Source organism: Photobacterium atrarenae (genome assembly GCF_024380015.1).
Taxonomy (GTDB): Bacteria; Pseudomonadota; Gammaproteobacteria; order Enterobacterales; family Vibrionaceae; genus Photobacterium; species Photobacterium atrarenae.
On the sequence record NZ_CP101508.1, the window covers coordinates 2530131 to 2544458 of the forward strand.

A 14328-nucleotide genomic window follows, 5' to 3' on the forward strand; every position below is an offset into this window, starting at 1 on the left:
AATTCGTTTTGCCTAGCCATAAAAACAAGCTTAACGCCAGCTTCCGCTGAAAGAACAGCACCAGGACGGTTTTTAGTTAAACTGGGATCTCGATTCCAGCATCGCGCATTTTCGCCAATTTATAACGTAAAGTGCGCGGGCTGATCCCGAGCTTTTCAGCCACGTCTTTGCGGCGGCCTTCACAGGCGCGAATGGTATCCAGGATAATCGCAAACTCCTGCTCGCGCAGCTCGCTGCCCAGACCTTCGGCACCGCCCGGGATCTGAAGCGGCTCGACCGTTGGCACCACAGCCGTCGATTCTACCGCGGTTTGTAGGCTTTGTGCATCGAGCCAGTCCAAACCTTCTAACAAAATATGTTCACTTTCAATACTATGACCATCGGCCAGGATCAGGGCCCGCTGGATCACATTATCCAGCTCACGCACATTGCCCGGCCAGCGGTACTGTTGCAATTTTTGTACTGCTGCTGGGCTCAACCCCGGCACCGGCAAGCCCTGCTTCATACAGTGGCGCTCGGTCAGATAACTGGCCAACGGTGCGATATCACCGATCCGCTCCGCCAGCGCCGGCCATACTAGCGGAAAAACATTGAGACGGTAATACAGATCTTCCCGGAAATGCCCTTCTGCCACATATTGTTTCAGATCCCGGTTACTGGTGGCCAGCACCCGGACATTGAGCTTGATACTCTTGCGACTGCCGAGCCGTTCGACTTCCCGCTCCTGCAGCACCCGCAGCAGCTTGGCCTGAAGGTTTAAATCCATTTCACTGATCTCATCCAGCAAGATGGTGCCGTCCTGCGCCTGCTCAAATTTTCCCGGGCAGGCCTGAACCGCGCCGGTAAAGGCACCTTTTTCATAGCCAAACAGGGTTGCTTCCAACATGTTATCCGGGATCGCCGCACAGTTAATCGCAACGAACGGGCCGTCCCGGCGCTGCGAATGCTCGTGGATATACCGCGACATCACCTCTTTGCCAGAACCGCTCGGCCCCAGCACCATCACGCTAGCATCGGTTTTCGCCACTTTCTCCGCCAGCGCCAGCAATTTCTTCGACTTTTCATCTTCAGCAATTGCATGGCTCGATTCACTTTTTACCGGTGCGTAACGGCTGACCATATTCAACAGCACTTCCGGGGCAAAGGGCTTAGCCATATAATCAATGGCCCCATCTTTCATCGCCGAGACCGCATCTTCAATATTGGCATAGGCGGTCATCAGCAACACCGGCAGCTTCGGCCAGTGCTGTTTGATGCTGCGCAGCAGACCCAGGCCATCCATGCCGGCCATCTGCACATCGGACACCACAATATCAACCGGCTCGGATTTCAACAACAGCAACGCCTGCTCAGCGCTGTCCGCTTCCAGCCATTGGTAACCGGCCAGTGCGAGGGTATCGACCAAGGCTTCACGCAGCCCTTCATCATCTTCGACGACCAATACACGGCTTTGATTCATCTCAACTCTCCAATTGATTGTTGTGGTGATTGTTGTGAAATAGTATTCGTCGTCTCCGGGATCGACGCCGAATGACCTGCCAGAGGCAGGGTCAGGGTAAAACAGGCTCCCTGGCCAAGCTCAGACGCCAGCGACAGCTGCCCTTTGTGGGCTGTAGCCACCATCTGGACCACAGCCAGCCCTAGCCCGGTTCCCTGTTGGCGCGTGGTAAAGAAAGGCTCCAGGATTTTCGGTTGCATCTCGGGCGCAATCCCCGGCCCGTTATCCGTCACAGATATCCGGACCATGTCCCCCTGCTGGCGGCACTGCAGCGCGACCCGGCATTGCTTACCCGACATCTGAATCGCATTGGTGATCAAATTCCCCAGCGCGCTGGCAAGCGCATTAGCATTGCCGAGCAAAGTCAGACTTTCATCGTCACAGTCAATGCTGAAGTCCACCTGATTCGTCACCACCTGCGCTTCAACCATATTATCAAGTTCATTGAGCAGGCTCTCGAGGGTAAAGGTTGCCACGACCTTGTTGTCGCCCCCCTTTGCAAATAAGAGCATATCATTAACCTGCTTTTCCAGATCATGCAGGCGATCAACTAATTTGGTCTGAAATCGCTGTCGAGTCTGCTGATTGAGATTCGGCGCCGATAAATTGGCGGCATACAGCAAGGCACTCGACAATGGCGTGCGCACCTGGTGTGCCAGGGAAGCGACCATTTTACCAAGTGAAGATAACCGTTGCATTTCACTGAGTCGCGATTGCAGCAGCCGGGTTTCTGTCATATCAGTAATAAAAATCAGCTGGCCGCTATCCGTGGCAGAAATCGCCAGCTTAACCTTACGCCCGCTGCGCAAAGACACCTCATGGCCGTCATCTTCCTGCGGCGCAAACGCCCTTTGAATGACGGCAAACCACCGCTCTCCGACCAGCGGCTCACCAAGCAACCGCCGGGCTTCCGGGTTCGCCTCATCAACGACCCCGGTCGAGTCCAGAAAAATGACGCCGGACGGCATCACATCTAACACCTGTTGATACCGGCTTACCTGTTGGGTGAGCGTTTCAGATGGTGGCGCATTGTCAGCCATGAGTTCCCTGATAAAATCGCATTAAAACACCAAACAAGCATGTTTTATGCCAAAATAAATTTCATGTTATCAATGGGTTGGGCAAAAGAAAAGAAAACAGGTGGTGTCAGAAAAGTGACACCACCTGTGATAGAGAGAGGGGTTAGCGGAGATCGTCTTTATTCAGGCCGTACTTGCGCATTTTTTCGACCAGCGTGGTCCGGCGCATACCCAGCATATCAGCCGCCCGCGCCACCACCCCGGATTGTGCCTCCAGGGCCTGGCGGATCATATCGACTTCCAGCTCTGCCAGCATTTCTTTCAGGTTGACCCCTTCCGGCGGCAGATCGCTCATCCCGGTATGCTCTTCCAGCTCATCAGAGCTGGCGGCAAACATATCGGCCAGCGCTGCTCGCTCCTGATCTTCAGTCGACAGGGAGTGATCCTCCGGCTGAAATTCAGGCAGATCATTATAGCGGTACTTCATCGGCAGATGATTCACATCCACCATTTCACCCGGATAGAGGATGATCAACCGCTCGACCAGATTGGCCAGCTCACGAACATTCCCCGGCCAGTCATGCTCCATCAGCGACGTGATCGCCCGCGGCGTGAAATGGATCTGCTTCGCCCCTTCAGCCTCCAACCGCGCCAGCAATTCTTGCAGCAGCAACGGAATGTCGCCAATACGCTCGCGCAAGGCCGGCATTTCGATCGGAAACACATTCAGGCGATAGTAGAGATCTTCCCGGAATGTGTTGCTCTGGATCATCTCGTCGAGATTACGGTGTGTCGCTGCAATGATCCGAACGTTAACCTTGATGGTGTCGTTGCCGCCGACCCGCTCAAAGCAGCGTTCCTGCAACACCCGCAGGAGTTTCACCTGCATCGGCATCGGCATATCACCAATTTCATCGAGGAACAGGGTGCCGCCTTCAGCCAGCTCAAAACGCCCTTTGCGGGCCGAGATCGCCCCGGTAAACGCACCTTTCTCATGGCCGAACAGTTCGCTTTCCAGCAACTCCGGCGGGATAGCGCCACAATTCACCGGCACAAACGGCCCTTGGCCACGAGAGGAATGGTAGTGAACATTTCGCGCCACCACCTCTTTTCCGGTACCGGATTCACCGAGGATCAGCACACTGGCATCCGTTGAGGAGACCTGTTCGATCAGATGACGAACCTGGCTGATCGCCTCACTGCGGCCAACCATGCTCCGGAATAAAGTGTTTTTCCGTCCAAGCTGCGGCACCTGAAAGGCGCGCTTACCCAGGAATTCCTGGCAATGGCGCAACGCATCCGAGAGCTGTCCGTAATACAACGGCAGCTCGAGCTCACCTACATAATTAGGTAATCCCGCCAGCTCTTCAGCATGGCATGATAATGCAATGATAGGAATATGATTATGGATCCTGAGATCATCCAAAATCTTTTTCAGGGATTTCCCATTATTTACTTTTCCCAGTAAACAGGCACCCCATTCCTTTTCCCAAAGCGAGTTATCCACCTCACCAGTCGACACAGCTTCGTACTGCTCACCGACAAAATTCAGGATCACACTTAAGTCATGACGGTGCTGCCGGTCGTCATCAATAACGAGGGTTTTTGCTAAACCTTGCATAGGAGAGATATTGCCTGCCTTTATAGGATTCTTCTATTCTATGGCTTTTATACCAAACGAAAGGATCAGTCGAGCTCAACCGATCTTCATTCTGTTTGATATTACTGAGGAACAGCAACCAAAAGTATTGCCGACCATTGTAATAAAAGCACAGGATAAGGCAACCGGGGACACGCAAAAGCTGTGACCCCAGTACAAAGGAATGTGTGGATCGGGGCATTGGTGGCGTTATTTTGACTAAGCAGGCGTACAGTCAATCACCAATCCCCTTGTGGAATTGCAGCTGTCCTAGACGTCGAGCTGCGTCATGTTGTGATACTCTGCCGGGATTTGATCCCAGGCCGATTTAATTTCGCGCAGCATCTCGATCACTTCATCGATGGGCTCACCCAGGTTTTCCTGATTGGCCTTGTAGATCTGCTGGATCATATAGTCATACAGTGCGTCCAGATTCACGGCGATCTCTGCGCCATCTTCCATCGACAGACAGCTCCGTAAACTGATCACGATATCCAGTGCCTTGCCCAAGCGTTCGCCCTTAGTGGCAACATTACCCTGCACCATGGCTGCTTTGCCCTGGATCAGGCGCTCAATGGCCCCAGACATCAGCATCGAAATCACGCGGTGGGGTGATGCCGAAGTTAACTGACTGTCGACAGAGACACGTTTGTAAGCCTGTAGCGATCCTCTCATTGCCATTTTTCTAACCTTACCGAAATGTATTGTAAACCTGCATCGAGCGTTGCCCGTGCTGTAGTCGCTTTAGCTGACCTGCCGATCGCTCCCGATGTCGGCGAATCCGGTCAAGTAAACCCGACGTGCGTTCTACGGCAGCCCGCCATTCATTGTGATCCAAGTGCTCGGGCGCTGCCATGAGTTGTTGTAATAGCTGATTACGATGTTGCAGCAATTGTGCCAGCTGGCCGGCATCCACATCATCATCCGTTGCCAGCAGTGCTTCTAATTGTTCGTCAAGCTGTTGTAATTGCTGCATGGATAACCTCATTCATCCGGAAATCAGGACGGCAGCATACTCATCATCGAGCTGAGCTGTCCTTTCATTTCCCCCATTGCCTTATCCATCGCCGTAAATTGGTCGTGAACCCGTTTTTGCACACTATCCATCCGGCGATCCAGCTTTTCTTGCTCACTATTAAGCGACATCCGCTGCTCGTTCAGACTGTCCTGCCGCCCTTTGATGCTGCCGGTGATCCCGGTGTGGGCGTGGATCAAATCTTCCACCTTGCGGGCGAATCCTTCCCGGCTGGAGAAAAACTCACCGACATCAGCAAAGTTCTGCGCCAACTGACGATCGAGCATGTCATAGTCAATTTCTAGCTGGCCCTGCATCGTGGTGGTGATCCCCAGCTCACTCAAAGTCCTGAGGCTCTCCGGCGCCCCTTCCACCGGAGTCGAGAACGCCGCACGCAGCTGATTGTCGACGCTGCGAATGATGCTATCGCCAACCAGCGGGCCTTTTTCCTGAGTTTCCGGATCAAATTTAGCCAGTTCCTGGGATGTCGCATAAAACTGGTTGTATGCATTGACGAACTGCTCAATCGCACCACCAACAGCATTGCGATCATAGGCCACATCAACAATCACAGGTTTGTCCTGCAGCTGACCATTTTCATCGTCCTTCGCCAGCGCCTGGAGATTTAAGTCCACCCCTTTAATCGCATCTTCGATGGTATTGGTGTCGCTGGTCACCACAGCCAGCCCGTCAATCACCACTTTGGCATCCGTCGCAGCCTGCATCTCCCGCATCGAGTTAATCTCGTTATTGGGGTTGAAGCCAAACTTTTGCAGCGTACTGGCCACCGGGGCATCGACCCGAACCTTAATACTATTTTGCTCGCCGCTTTTATCCGACGACAACACCAGGCGCGCACCGACATCATCTTTGATCACTGAAGCCATCACCCCGTTATTTGAGGGGTGGCGGTTGATCAGTCGAACCACGTCCAGAATCTTACTTTCATCTTCCGGGATCTCGACGTTAAATGAGCTCGCTCCAAGCGAGATCGCCAGTTTGCCGGCCCCCATCTTTTCTGTATCGTCAAAGCTTCCGGAGACAATTTTGTGCGCCCGGGCCAGTTGTTCGACTTTGACACTGTACTTGCCCGGCAGCGCTTCGTGCGATGCACTTGCGGTCAGCACCTCTGGCGTATCCGATGAGACAGTCCGTGCCGATAAGGTATGATTCCGACGAAAGTCCGCCATCAGGTACTTCATTTCATCCAGCGTACCTTTCAGCTTCCCGTAGGCGCTGATACTGACATCAACATTCTCGCGGCGTTCGTTAATACGCGCTTCTTTCGGTGCCCGCTCCGCCTCAACAATCTTGTTCACCATACTGTTAATGTCGAGACCGGAAGCAGTCGCAGCTGCGCCTATATTCATTACCACCTCTATTGATACCGCATCAAACTTTCGTCGTTACCAAACCTCCCGAATGATGCGCCAGCTGTCGTGATAGTGACAACATCTCTTCGTCAGGAATTTGGCGAACGACCTCTCCGGTACGCTTATCGTAAATCGTAACCACATTTTTACCCGACTCTTCATCGATTCGAAATGCCAGGCCTTTATTAAGCGTTGTTCCAACAAACTCTTCAATCCGCGCCACCACCTTCTCCAGTTGCTCTCTCTGCAGCTGGTGCTGCTGCTCTGCATTGGCGGACTGCTCGACCCGTCGGACATCACTCTTGCCATGATCACTGCTGGCGGTGATGTGCATACCGGATGTCGTTGTTGCCGCTGGGCTCTCTGGGGATTGACTCTTAGATTTATTAGCAATACTTGTGCCAACAGAAGAATGGGTGCCATTCTCGGCAGAACGGGAGAGAAGTGAAGAAGTTGAAACAGATTTGACATCCATATTCATTCACCTTCTGAAAGCAGAAAGCGGCAAGGGGGCAGCCCCTTGCCGCTTTCAGGGGTATTAGCCCAGCAGGCTCAGTGCAGCCTGAGGCGCTTGCTTGGCTTGTGCCAAGATAGACGTCGAAGCCTGTTGCAGAATTTGGTTCTTCGTCATGTTGGTGGTTTCTTTCGCAAAGTCAGTATCACGGATACGGCTATTCGACGCATTCACATTTTCGTTGACGTTGTTCAAGTTATTGATGGTGTGGTTCAGACGGTTCTGAGAAGCACCCAGCTCAGCACGGTTTGAATCGACATACTTCATCGCGCCGTCCAGAACCGCAACGGCTTGCTGCGCACCACCAACAGATGTCACGTCAATCTCAGACACGGTGGTGTTGGCTGCAGTACCGGCAATGGAAGCGTCAACCGCAGCACCTTTGCTGTCAGTCATCGCGATACCACCAGTGGTGACCCCAACCGTCCCTTCATTTGAGAACAGCTGCAGTTCGCCTTTTTCAGAAACCGACGCGTTGATCTTGTCATTCTGACCATTGATACGGGTAGCAATCTCTTCGATATCATCGCCTTTGACCAGATCAACCTTCACAGCAGTGGCAGTACCGGCGGAGTCAGTCACGCTCAGTTCAATCGAGGTATCGGCGTCCAGGGTGGCGTCCGGCGTCGCGGCATTGGTCGAAACAAGCATACTGCCGCCCATTTTCGCTTCGTCAGAACGAATGTTGTTGAAGTTCATCTGAACCGCTTCACCCGAGTCAGCACCGACCTGGAAGGAACGGGAACCGAAAGTACCGTTCAGCAGTTTGGTACCACCGAAAGAAGTCGTTTCTGCAATCCGGTTCAGCTCATCGTTCAGCGCGGTGACTTCTTCCTGAATCGAGTCACGGTCTTCCTGAGAGTTAGAGCCGTTGGCCGATTGCAGGGCCAGGTCACGCATCCGTTGCAGGATATTGGTGGTTTCCTGCATCGAACCTTCAGCGGTCTGCGCCATCGAAATACCGTCATTGGCGTTACGCACCGCAACATCCAGACCACGGCTCTGGGTCATCAAACGGTTCGAGATCTGCAGGCCCGCCGCGTCATCTTTCGCACTGTTGATTTTGCTACCGGTTGCCAGGCGCTCCATTGAGTTTGCAGTCGCGTCAGTCGCCTGACCCAGGTAACGCTGAGCGGTCATTGCAGAAACGTTCGTATTTACTGTAACTGCCATAGTGTCTCTCCTTTCCTATTCATCATGGCTTGACCAGCTCAGCCGGAAAAACCTTGTTATTCTGTGTTCATGAGTTGTAACGGCATGGATTGAAAAACCTTTAAGCTTTTTTTGGAATTTTTTTGTGGCCGTTTTGAAATGTGATCGCACGCATGAAAATGAGAGCGCCCTTGGTTGGCTCAAGATACTGAACCCCAAATCCCGGTATACAAAAACGGCAAGGGGTTGCCCCTTGCCGTTTTTGAAAGATATAACTGCTACTGCGCAGAAACTTACTGCAGCAAGCTCATCGCCGCCTGCGGCACCTGCTTGGCCTGGGCCAGGATAGAGGTCGACGCCTGTTGCAGGATCTGGCTCTTGGTCATTTCCGTAGTTTCCTTGGCAAAGTCAGTGTCGCGGATCCGGCTGTTCGAAGCTGACACGTTCTCGGAGACATTCGCCAGGTTGTTGATCGTATGACCCAGGCGGTTTTGCTTCGCACCCAGATCAGCACGCTGGCTGTCGATGTATTTCAGTGCCGCATCAATGATCGGCACCGCATGCTGCGCACCACCGACGGTTTCCACATCAACCGAAGCAACGGTGACATCTTGTGCTGCGCCCATCGCCATGGTGGTCTGCGTGCCGTCTTCGTTGTTCATCACAACGCTGCCCGACGTCATGGCCACCGTGCCGTCACCGGAGAAGATCTGCAGTTGACCTTTTTCATCGACGGATGCATTGAGCTTGTCATTCTGGCCATTGATGCGGGTCGCGATCTCTTCAATATCATCGCCTTCGACTAGCGTCACATCAACATTCGTCACGTTCCCCAGGCTATCGGTGATACTAAACTGAACCGGGGTATCGGCACTCAGTTTTGCATCCGCCTGGATCGGGGTCGTAGACTGCATCAGGCTGCCGCCCATTTTCTCGTAGTCGGCACGGACACTGTCAATCCCCATGATGATGGCTTCACCAGAATCGGCACCGATCTGGAACGCCGCTTCACCGAAAGTGCCGTTGAGTAATTTACGGCCACCAAAGGCAGTCGTTTCAGCAATCCGGTTCAGCTCGTCCTGCAGGGCGCTCACTTCTTCCTGGATCGCGACACGATCATCATCTGAGTTCGCACCGTTGGCAGACTGTAGGGACAGATCCCGCATCCGCTGCAGGATACTGGTTGATTCTTGCATCGCCCCTTCCGCTGTCTGGGCAATTGAAATGCCATCGTTGGCGTTACGCATGGCAACATTCAGGCCACGCGTCTGGGCAACCAGACGGTTCGAGATCTGCAGACCCGCCGCATCATCTTTTGCGCTGTTGATTTTGCTACCGGTCGACAGACGCTCCATCGATGTACTCAGGTCACTTGTTGCTTTGCCCAGGTAACGCTGCGCCGTCATGGCAGAGACGTTAGTGTTCACGGTTACAGCCATTTTGCTCTCCTTTGACTTTCGCTCTTGGTTGGCGAAACAGCCTACCCGCAACAATCGGAACAAAGACCTTGAAGCGGGGCCAGCTATAAGTTGTAAATCATATCGGCAACATTTTTGCCGAGAATTCATGGTAGTGCCGTTATCAAGCAATCATCATGCCAAAAAATAAAACCGTTTAATAACAGCAGGTTATACCATCGGGTCGCGGTGTATTTACGAAAGCGGCAAGCCGGTGCCAGTTCAGTTGCCACTTTGCCGGAAACCGCATTCATCTTTTGCCGCTGGCACCATCAGCCAGCCGAACCTGGTTCTTGGCGGCCGACCCGATCAATCGGATCAGATATAATTAAACAAATTCAGATCTTTGGTTTTAGCAAAGGCCTGCTGGGATGCCTGCAGGGCCATCATGTTTTCATTGAGTTCAATCACCGCCGTCGCGTAATCGAGATCTTCCAGCGTCCCGCGGGCCTGCTTCATCACGATCCGGAAATCTTCATGCATATCTTCCTGGCGATCTAAAGTTTGCAGCCGGGTACCAATTTCTGACCGGGCCCGGTTAATATGCTTGAAGCCTTCAGACAACTCTGCCGCAACCTGATGCAACTCAGCAGATGCCGAAGCATCCGACACGCTGCGATCCGACAGCTCGATACCGCGGCGAAAAGCATCAAACACGTTCACTTTGTCCTGGCGGGATAAATCGATCACATCCCCGTTTTCGATTTCCCCTTCAATGTCCACCTTCAGGGTGCCCCATTCAATCCCTTTGCCGGGTTCGAACGGTGCACTGCTGACCACCGCGCCATTCTGGTACAGCTGGTACGAGGTACCGGACGGCGAGGTCGTGAACTCAACCCGGTACGCTGACTGATCGGCATCATTACTGTTGGTCGCTTGCGAGAGCAGCAACATCGAGCCTTCCCGCAGCTGATAGTCCGGCTGATAATCACCATACGGATTGGTGACTTCCATAAACAGCTTGTCACCGGCATCATTCATGGGGACTTCGACGGCCGGTGCCACCTTCGCCATCCGCTGATAGCTATCACCGACGTAGCTGACATGACCGTTATTATCCCGGAAAAACGGCTGTTTGCTGTACTGGGTCCCGGCAAACACATAGTTGCCGGATTCATCCTGGGTATTGACCAGGTTCATGAACGAATCAAACAGCCCCTGCATATCCTGTTTGTGTGCCAGGCGATCATCCCCGGATAAGGAGCCGTTCACCATCATCATCGACTTGCGTTTGGCTTCATCAAGCAGGTTTTCAACCTCCGTGATCGCGGTTTCTTCATTGTCCAGTCGGTTTCGTGCCAGCGTGATCGACTTCAACGATTGCTCGATTTGGGTATTTTGCTGATCAAAGTTCTGGATATAGATGGACGAGACCGGGTCGTCTCCGGCTGTCAGCAAGCGCTTGCCGGATGCCAGCTGCTGCTGGTTTTCTGCAACTTTTACTTGCTGGCGGTTCATGTCATTGGCCACCGACTGATAATTATGGAAGCTGGCAATTCGGCTAATCATGGTCTGTCAGTCTCCTAGCGTGAAGCATTCAGTAAGGTGTCAAACGTTTCATTGGCGACGGTCATGATCCGGGATGAAGCCATATAGGCTTGCTGAAACTTCATCATGTTTGCCGCCTCTTCATCGAGGTTGACCCCGGCAATTTCCGCCACCCGGCTCTCGGCCGCATCTTTCTCGACCAGTCCGACTTCTTTCAAGCGTGCGGCGGAAGCCTTCTGCACACCCATCTCGGTGTTCAGCCCCTGGTAAACATCAATCACGGTGGAGCGGCCACCATCCATCCGCTTATCTGCCTGCAGATCCTGCATCCGGAGCAGGTTGCCATTGTCCCCATCCGCCGCATTGAGGTTCACCGCGAACAGATCGCCTCCGGCTGCCCCCGGCCCCAGCGTGAAGCCACTGCCACCAATCACCACTTCGCCGGACGGTGGATAAGGTTGCGGCGGCTGTAAAATATTGCCTTGCTTATCCAGCACCGCGTACTGGCTGGCATCCGGTGAGACGGCCACCTGGAATTCATGTAAGCTACCGCCACGGGTCACATGAAACTCGGCACTGCCCTGGATCTGGCTGGCTGAGCTTAAATAGCTTTGCGCGGCAATACCGGCCGGATCGGTCAGGCTCATGCTGATCTCCCCCGCTGCCGAGCGGGTCGGACGCAGCACAATCCGCTCCCCGGCTTTCATTGGTGCTTCCATTTCGACCCGGAAACCATCCATCGCAAAGGTCGGCGGGGTACCGCTCGGGATCACCGTCTGGCGGCTGCCATCCGGCATCGCCAGGGTGTGCTGACTGCCGTCAAACGTCAGGCCATATTCGCCGATCTTCATTTGACTGAGATCCTCGACATAGACTTTCAGATCCGCACTGGATCCCGCCGGCAACATCACCCGAGCCGCAGCAACGGCCGGATCGTTGACATCCCGGAACATGTTCTGCCCGACCTGCCCCTTCAGATCCAAGCCCTGCTGCTGCAGCTCATTCACCGAATGCGAAAAGCCGATGGCAATCCGCCCGATCTCATCCATGGCATGGGTCAGGGTCTCATCACGAAACTGAAACAAGGCCGCCATTTTTCCGCCGATGTCATCATTTCGGATTGTTTTCAGCGATTTCCCTTCCACGATGGCCAATTGGGTCTGCTGCGGATCCGGTTTGCCGCTGACCATGCGCAGCTCACTGGCTTCCGTTCCGGAAACCAGGGTATGGCCGCTGCCAATCATCACGTTGAAGCTCTCGTCATTCTTGTGGGTCACCGTAACCTTGGTGTATTCCGACAGTTCATTGATCAAGCTCTGATGGCGATCCAGCAGATCGTTGTCATGACCGGACGCCGGGGTTTTCACCAGCGCCTTGTGCACATCCACCAGCTCTCGGGCAATGTCATTGACCCGGTTCAGGGTGCGTGACAGCACTTCATTGGTTTCTGACTGCTGACGCGCCAGAATGGTGTAATTGTCATTGAGGCCAGCCGCCACCATCTTGCCTTTTTCCAGCACCACCTTGCGCGAGCCCATATCATTCGGGCTATCCGCCAGTGCCTTCACAGCGTCATACCACTGGTTCATATCTTCCGGGATTTTCTTGGCACTGTTGGCCAGCATATTGTCCAACCGTCCCAGTTGCCCTTCCCGCTCCATGGCATAACTCAGGTTGGTGGTGGTCAGATTCAGCTCGTTGGTGGCAAACTGATCAAACCCACGGCGAACTTCTGCCGCATGCACCCCGGTGCCATACTGGTTTCCCCCCCACCAGATCGGATCATTGGCTTGCTGGACCACAGACTGACGGCTGTAGCCTTCGGTATTAACATTGTTAATGTTATGGCTGGTGGTGTTGAGCTGCCGCTGAGCAGTCATCAACCCCTGTGAGCCAAGGTTGAGCAAGTCAAACCCCATGGATCCTCCAACGATTGAGGGGGTTAATGTAATCTAAAGTTAACCATGCAAAATTCATTCCATAATAAGAATAAATTTATCTTATTGAATTTAAATAACTTTTTGTTGGGCGAAAGGAAAATATGGGTGTGGCGGGCAAGAGTTTGCCGTGACGAAGAAGCGCAGAGGCTGGAGGAGCAGCGGCAGGAATCACCCGCCCTGCATCAGCAGGGCAGTTACGTTTATTTCATCAAGCGCTTTACGGTATCCATCACACTGATCACTTTATCAGAATATTTGGGGTCGGTCGCATAGCCGGCCTGATGCAAATTGCGGATAAAGCGAACCGGATCAGCCGGTTGCTCTAAGGCTTGGGAATAGCGTGGGTTCTCATTGAGGAAGCGAACATAATCATTAAAGCTCTGCTGATAATTATCATAAGAGCGAAATGCCGCCTTTTCCTGAACCGGGATCCCGTTGTGAAACTCCAGGGTACTGGTCGCGACTTTGTTGCCCGACCATCGCGGGTCGGCCTTGATATTAAACAGGTTATTGCTGTTTCCGGCCGCATTGCGGATCACTTTCTTGCCCCAGCCAGTCTCCAGCGCCGCTTGTGCGATCAATACCGAAGGCTCTGTGCCCAGGGCATGGGCAGCCTTCTCTGCATACGGACGCATCCGGGTCACAAAATCTTCCGGCGAGCGAAACTCAGGCTCGGAGGCTGCCAACTTTCTCGGCGGCACCGGCGCAGTGAAAGATGCCGGCTGCGTTTTTTGCATCAGCGCCAGCGCATCATCCGCCGCTTTTTCGATCATGGCTTTATCCGAAATCATAGCTTTATCCGGCTGGCGATCCGGCAAAGGCTTCAGTTCAGACGGCAAGTTCAGCGGCACGGCCTTGGCCGCCTCACGAAACGCCGTATCATCGGCGCTCACCGTATTCTCTTCACCGCCACCCAGCTGCTCGACAATCAGATCTGCCAATCCAAGCGAGCCGGTTGAGCTCAGCTCACTGGCCATCTGCTCATCACGCATCTGCTCGAAAAATTTGGTGCTATTGCTACTCATCAAATCTGACTCAAACGCCTCGTTCGCCTGGCGCATGGATTTAAACAGCATCTGGGTAAACAGCGCCTCGAACTGCTGCGCCGCACCGCGTAATGAGGCACTCTCGTCGCTGTTAATTCCCGCCCGCAACCGTTCAAGGTTGGAGATGTCGTGAATAAAGCCCGGATCAGTGGTCTTCATAGCTAGAAACCTAAGATTCGTCGCAGTT

The 14328-nt window shown here is 53.5% G+C and carries 12 protein-coding genes; all 12 read right to left on the reverse strand.

From position 1 onward, the window contains the following. Nucleotides 1–76: 76 nt before the first annotated feature. On the reverse strand, nucleotides 77–1459 hold the full coding sequence (locus NNL38_RS11870) for a sigma-54-dependent transcriptional regulator (RefSeq protein ID WP_255388243.1): 1383 nt from the start codon (nucleotides 1457–1459) through the stop codon (nucleotides 77–79). Beyond that, a complete protein-coding gene (locus tag NNL38_RS11875) occupies nucleotides 1456–2538 on the reverse strand; it encodes a sensor histidine kinase (protein ID WP_255388244.1) in 1083 nt (360 codons plus the stop codon). The genes NNL38_RS11870 and NNL38_RS11875 overlap by 4 nt, the downstream gene beginning before the upstream one ends. 142 nt (nucleotides 2539–2680) lie before the next feature. Further along, nucleotides 2681–4138, reverse strand: coding sequence for a sigma-54 dependent transcriptional regulator (locus NNL38_RS11880; protein WP_255388245.1), 1458 nt, complete (start codon nucleotides 4136–4138; stop codon nucleotides 2681–2683). A gap of 288 nt (nucleotides 4139–4426) precedes the next feature. Beyond that, nucleotides 4427–4831 (reverse strand): flagellar export chaperone FliS, encoded by a 405-nt coding sequence (fliS, locus tag NNL38_RS11885; RefSeq protein ID WP_255390632.1) that lies wholly within the window; start codon nucleotides 4829–4831, stop codon nucleotides 4427–4429. Between the two features lie 16 nt (nucleotides 4832–4847). Further along, on the reverse strand, nucleotides 4848–5132 hold the full coding sequence (locus NNL38_RS11890; protein WP_255388246.1) for a flagellar rod protein FlaI: 285 nt from the start codon (nucleotides 5130–5132) through the stop codon (nucleotides 4848–4850). Between the two features lie 23 nt (nucleotides 5133–5155). Continuing rightward, nucleotides 5156–6541: a flagellar filament capping protein FliD gene (gene fliD, locus NNL38_RS11895; RefSeq protein ID WP_255388247.1), complete on the reverse strand. Its 1386-nt coding sequence runs from the start codon at nucleotides 6539–6541 to the stop codon at nucleotides 5156–5158. Between the two features lie 22 nt (nucleotides 6542–6563). Beyond that, the gene (locus tag NNL38_RS11900; RefSeq protein ID WP_255388248.1) at nucleotides 6564–7019 is read right to left on the reverse strand and encodes a flagellar protein FlaG; all 456 of its coding nucleotides are present in this window, start codon (nucleotides 7017–7019) and stop codon (nucleotides 6564–6566) included. A gap of 63 nt (nucleotides 7020–7082) precedes the next feature. Continuing rightward, nucleotides 7083–8231 carry a flagellin gene (locus tag NNL38_RS11905; RefSeq protein WP_255388249.1) on the reverse strand — a complete coding sequence of 383 codons (1149 nt, stop codon included), beginning with the start codon at nucleotides 8229–8231 and terminating at the stop codon, nucleotides 7083–7085. Between the two features lie 272 nt (nucleotides 8232–8503). After that, on the reverse strand, nucleotides 8504–9649 hold the full coding sequence (locus NNL38_RS11910) for a flagellin (protein WP_255388250.1): 1146 nt from the start codon (nucleotides 9647–9649) through the stop codon (nucleotides 8504–8506). Nucleotides 9650–9985: 336 nt separating this feature from the next. Beyond that, nucleotides 9986–11176 (reverse strand): flagellar hook-associated protein FlgL, encoded by a 1191-nt coding sequence (gene flgL, locus NNL38_RS11915; protein WP_255388251.1) that lies wholly within the window; start codon nucleotides 11174–11176, stop codon nucleotides 9986–9988. A 14-nt stretch (nucleotides 11177–11190) separates the two neighbouring features. Further along, nucleotides 11191–13074 (reverse strand): flagellar hook-associated protein FlgK, encoded by a 1884-nt coding sequence (flgK, locus tag NNL38_RS11920; RefSeq protein WP_255388252.1) that lies wholly within the window; start codon nucleotides 13072–13074, stop codon nucleotides 11191–11193. A 221-nt stretch (nucleotides 13075–13295) separates the two neighbouring features. Next, nucleotides 13296–14300 (reverse strand): flagellar assembly peptidoglycan hydrolase FlgJ, encoded by a 1005-nt coding sequence (flgJ, locus tag NNL38_RS11925; RefSeq protein ID WP_255388253.1) that lies wholly within the window; start codon nucleotides 14298–14300, stop codon nucleotides 13296–13298. Between the last annotated feature and the right edge of the window lie 28 nt (nucleotides 14301–14328).

What these genes read in the sequence shown, in the direction of transcription:
- NNL38_RS11870 (WP_255388243.1), bottom strand. Translation starts at nt 1,459, where the DNA reads ATGAATCAAAGCCGTGTATTGGTCGTCGAAGATGATGAAGGGCTGCGT.
- NNL38_RS11875 (WP_255388244.1), bottom strand. Translation starts at nt 2,538, where the DNA reads ATGGCTGACAATGCGCCACCATCTGAAACGCTCACCCAACAGGTAAGC.
- NNL38_RS11880 (WP_255388245.1), bottom strand. Translation starts at nt 4,138, where the DNA reads ATGCAAGGTTTAGCAAAAACCCTCGTTATTGATGACGACCGGCAGCAC.
- fliS (WP_255390632.1), bottom strand. Translation starts at nt 4,831, where the DNA reads ATGAGAGGATCGCTACAGGCTTACAAACGTGTCTCTGTCGACAGTCAG.
- NNL38_RS11890 (WP_255388246.1), bottom strand. Translation starts at nt 5,132, where the DNA reads ATGCAGCAATTACAACAGCTTGACGAACAATTAGAAGCACTGCTGGCA.
- fliD (WP_255388247.1), bottom strand. Translation starts at nt 6,541, where the DNA reads ATGAATATAGGCGCAGCTGCGACTGCTTCCGGTCTCGACATTAACAGT.
- NNL38_RS11900 (WP_255388248.1), bottom strand. Translation starts at nt 7,019, where the DNA reads ATGGATGTCAAATCTGTTTCAACTTCTTCACTTCTCTCCCGTTCTGCC.
- NNL38_RS11905 (WP_255388249.1), bottom strand. Translation starts at nt 8,231, where the DNA reads ATGGCAGTTACAGTAAATACGAACGTTTCTGCAATGACCGCTCAGCGT.
- NNL38_RS11910 (WP_255388250.1), bottom strand. Translation starts at nt 9,649, where the DNA reads ATGGCTGTAACCGTGAACACTAACGTCTCTGCCATGACGGCGCAGCGT.
- flgL (WP_255388251.1), bottom strand. Translation starts at nt 11,176, where the DNA reads ATGATTAGCCGAATTGCCAGCTTCCATAATTATCAGTCGGTGGCCAAT.
- flgK (WP_255388252.1), bottom strand. Translation starts at nt 13,074, where the DNA reads ATGGGGTTTGACTTGCTCAACCTTGGCTCACAGGGGTTGATGACTGCT.
- flgJ (WP_255388253.1), bottom strand. Translation starts at nt 14,300, where the DNA reads ATGAAGACCACTGATCCGGGCTTTATTCACGACATCTCCAACCTTGAA.